Raw genomic sequence first — 3,187 nt, forward strand, 5'->3', positions numbered from 1 at the left:
GCCCCGGCCCTCCCGCGCGGTGGGGCGGGGCGCCGTCGTCGTCATCGCCGGGAGGTCGCGCCCACGGGGGCGGTGACGTGCGCGGTGATGTGGGCGACGACGGCGTCGAGCACGGCAGGGTCGTCGAGGATCCGCGTGTGGCCGAGACCGCTGGTGACCACGAGCCTGCTGCCCGGCATGGCGGCGTGGAGGCGGCGGGCCCCGTCGGGGAGCGACATCCGGTCGTCGGCGTCGTGGACGACGAGGGTCGGGACGCTGGCCGGCACGGGGTGGGTCACGAGGTCGATCCGGGCGCGGACGTCGGGAGCCTGGCCGGGGAACGTCCGGGCGACGTGGTCGCAGAACCGGTCGAGCTGGGTCGCCGGCATCCCGACGAGCCGCAGGAAGGTCGCGGCCAGCGCGTCGAAGCCCGTCATTGCGGATACCGAGACGAAGCGGTCGGTCGGGAACCCGTCGTGGAGAGCGAGGCCCGCCGCGAGCCCACCGAGGGAGTGGCCGACGACGCCGGTGAAGGGGCCCTCGGCGTCCAGCACGGCGCGCATCGCCGCCATGTGGTCGAGGGCGGACATCCGGCGGCCGGTCGAGTCGCCGTGCGCGAGGCCGTCGAACGAGACCACGCCGAGGCCGGCGTCCTCGAGCGCCGTGACGAGCGCCGCGAAGCGGGAGGCCCGGCTCTTCCACCCGTGGGCGAGGAGGACCGCCGGGGCGGCCCGGTCGCCCCAGCGGTAGGTGACGACGCGCTCGCCGTCGACGCGGACCATGCCGCGCTCAGCGCGTTCGTGCACGGCCCGGTCGGCGGCGCGGACCGGCGTCGGCGGGCCGAAGCGCCAGAAGGTGCGCGCGGCCAGCCGGACGGCGAGCGGGGGAGCGACGGCGGCCAGCACGCGGAAGCTCGTGCTGACGGCGGTGGGGACGTAGGGCACGACGACCTCCAGGAGAGGAAACTGTACGATCGTTCGCACAGTAACACTGAACGAACGGTCGTACACTCGTCTGCATGAGCGTGACAGCTGCCACCGCCACGGACGGGCGCCGCCTGCGCGGCGACAGGACCCGCCGGGCAGTCCTGGACCGTGCCGTCCAGGCGGCCTCGGTCGAAGGGCTCGAAGGGCTGACGTTCGGCACGCTCGCCGCCGTGGCGCCGGTGAACAAGAGCGGGATCGCGGGACTCTTCGGCTCCAAGGAAGGCCTGCAGCTCGCCGTGGTCGCGCACGCGCGCGAGGTGTTCCGCGCTGCGGTGGTGCTCCCGGCGCTCGACGAGGATCCCGGCCTGGCCCGGCTGTGGCGGACCGTCCTGGCCTGGCTGGACTACTCCCGCGACCGCGTCTTCGACGGCGGCTGCTTCTTCCGTGCAGCAGCGACCGAGCTCGACGCCCGCACGCCGGGCCCGGTCCGGGACGCCGTCGTGGCCGCCCTGCGCGACTGGGACGCCTACCTTGCGCGCCTGGTGCGCGAGGCCGTGGCGCGCGGAGAGCTGGCCGAAGGCACCGACGCGGACCAGCTCGTCTTCACGATCGACGCGGCCCTCGACCGGGCCGACCTGGCGTCGGTGCTCCTCGAGGACGCCGCGGCCTACGACCGGGCAGCGGCTGCGGTGCGGGCCGCGCTCGCGGCGGCGGGCGGCTCGGGCACCACGTTCGGCTGAGGACCGCGCCGCGCGGGACCGCCGGTCAGGCGCCGCCTTCGCGGGCCCGCAGGGCGTACGTCCCACCGGTGAGCGCGGCGTACGACGACGCCACGACCGCCTCCAGGACGGCGAGGTCCACCTGGGCGAGGTCCTTGAGGTACAGGCAGCTCACGCCGGCGGTGTGCGGGCCGAGCCGTGCGAGGTCGTCGGCGTGCGCGTCGACGCCGTCGGCGAGGTAGACGACGCTCGCCGCCGCCCGAGGGGAGAAGCCGGCCGCGGCCGCGTGCCCCGTGCGGCCGCTCGCATAGGCGTACCGGTACTCGCCGAACCCCACGATCGAGGGACCGAACATGCGGGCGGGCTGTCCCGTCGCGCGCTCCATGAGGCCCAGGAGAGTCTCGGCGTCGCGTCGTCGCGCCGGCCGCGCCACGGCTGCGACGAACGCGTGGGGGTCGGCGTCGGTCCAGGTGGTCGGGGGAGAGCCGGGCGTCATGGGGACAGTCTGCCCGCCCGAGCCCACGGGCACGTCAGCCCCTGTCGGCGAGCAGGGCGGTGAGGGCGTGCTGTCCGATCGGCACCAGCCGGGGGTGCAGGTCGGGGTGGGCCAGCAGGTTCGTCGCGTACAGCAGCGCCCAGCCGGCCGCCCGGTCCCAGGTCGCGTCGTCCCAGCCCTGGCCGTCGCGTGCCTGCGCCTGGACGGTGGCCCGGCAGGCGGCGCGCCCGGCGTCGTCGAAGCACAACCACAGCGCGCCGAGGTCGGATGCCGGGTCGCCGGACGTCACGTCGCCCCAGTCGACGACGGCGGCCAGCCGGTCGGGCTGCCCGTCGCGCCCCGGCGCCACGACGAGGTTGGCGGGGTGCGGGTCGCCGTGCAGCCAGACGGGAGGGCCGTCGAAGACCGGCGCGTCGAGGGCTCGTTCCCACACGTGGCGCGCGGCGCCGCGCTGGTCCGCCGGAAGATGGCCGAGGCGCTCGTCCATCGCCGCCGGGTCCCGGGCTTCCGCCCGGTCCCGCAGCGCCACCCCGCGCACCGGGTTGGCGGGCGCGTCCTGCGGAGCCGGCTCGTGCACCGCGGCGAGGACCAGGCCGAGCTCTCGAGCCCAGGCGGTGCGCCTGGCCACGGGCGTCGACTCGCCGCTCGCCCCGGCGGCCCAGGGCACGACCACCCAGGACCACGGGTACCGGAGCGCGGGGCTCGGTCGGCCGACGCGGACCGGGGCCGGCACGACGACGTCGGGCACCACGGCGTGCAGCCGGGTGGCCAGCGCCGGGAGGGCGCGCACCTCGTGCTCCACGAGTGGCGCCGCGAGGGCTCGCCGGGGCAGCCGCACCGCGAGGTCGTCGCCGAGACGCACCATGACGTTGTCCCAGCCGTTCGCCGCGACGTGCAGGGGGAGGCCGGCCAGGTCGGGGTGCTGCTCCGCGAGCAGGGCGTGGACCAGGGCGACGTCGACGTCGATCTCCGCCTCTGGCACCGGCCCATCCTCGCACGTCGCCCGAGGCCGCCGCCCGAGGCCGTTGTGGGTACGAAAAGGGCGGGAATCCTGTCGAGGATTCCCG

The 3,187-nt window shown here is 76.2% G+C and carries 4 protein-coding genes; 1 reads left to right on the forward strand and 3 read right to left on the reverse strand.

Going from position 1 to position 3,187, the window contains the following annotated elements; genetic code table 11:
- Positions 1 to 41 precede the first annotated feature (41 nt).
- Positions 42 to 923, reverse strand: coding sequence for an alpha/beta fold hydrolase (locus tag ACFT55_RS19810; protein WP_380245567.1), 882 nt, complete (start codon positions 921 to 923; stop codon positions 42 to 44).
- A gap of 74 nt (positions 924 to 997) precedes the next feature.
- Here ACFT55_RS19810 and ACFT55_RS19815 point away from each other — a divergent pair, with 74 nt between their 5' ends.
- Positions 998 to 1,645, forward strand: a complete 648-nt coding sequence (locus tag ACFT55_RS19815) for a TetR/AcrR family transcriptional regulator (RefSeq protein WP_380245568.1) — start codon at positions 998 to 1,000, stop codon at positions 1,643 to 1,645.
- 25 nt (positions 1,646 to 1,670) lie between these two features.
- Here ACFT55_RS19815 and ACFT55_RS19820 read toward each other — a convergent pair whose 3' ends face one another.
- Together ACFT55_RS19820 and ACFT55_RS19825 are read right to left on the reverse strand one after the other, a co-directional pair.
- Complete coding sequence (locus ACFT55_RS19820) at positions 1,671 to 2,120, reverse strand: DUF1801 domain-containing protein (RefSeq protein WP_380245569.1); 450 nt, start codon at positions 2,118 to 2,120, stop codon at positions 1,671 to 1,673.
- 34 nt (positions 2,121 to 2,154) lie between these two features.
- The gene (locus ACFT55_RS19825; RefSeq protein WP_380245570.1) at positions 2,155 to 3,102 is read right to left on the reverse strand and encodes an aminoglycoside phosphotransferase family protein; all 948 of its coding nucleotides are present in this window, start codon (positions 3,100 to 3,102) and stop codon (positions 2,155 to 2,157) included.
- Between the last annotated feature and the right edge of the window lie 85 nt (positions 3,103 to 3,187).

The organism is Isoptericola sp. NPDC057191 (assembly GCF_042670225.1).
Classification (GTDB): Bacteria; Actinomycetota; Actinomycetes; order Actinomycetales; family Cellulomonadaceae; genus Isoptericola.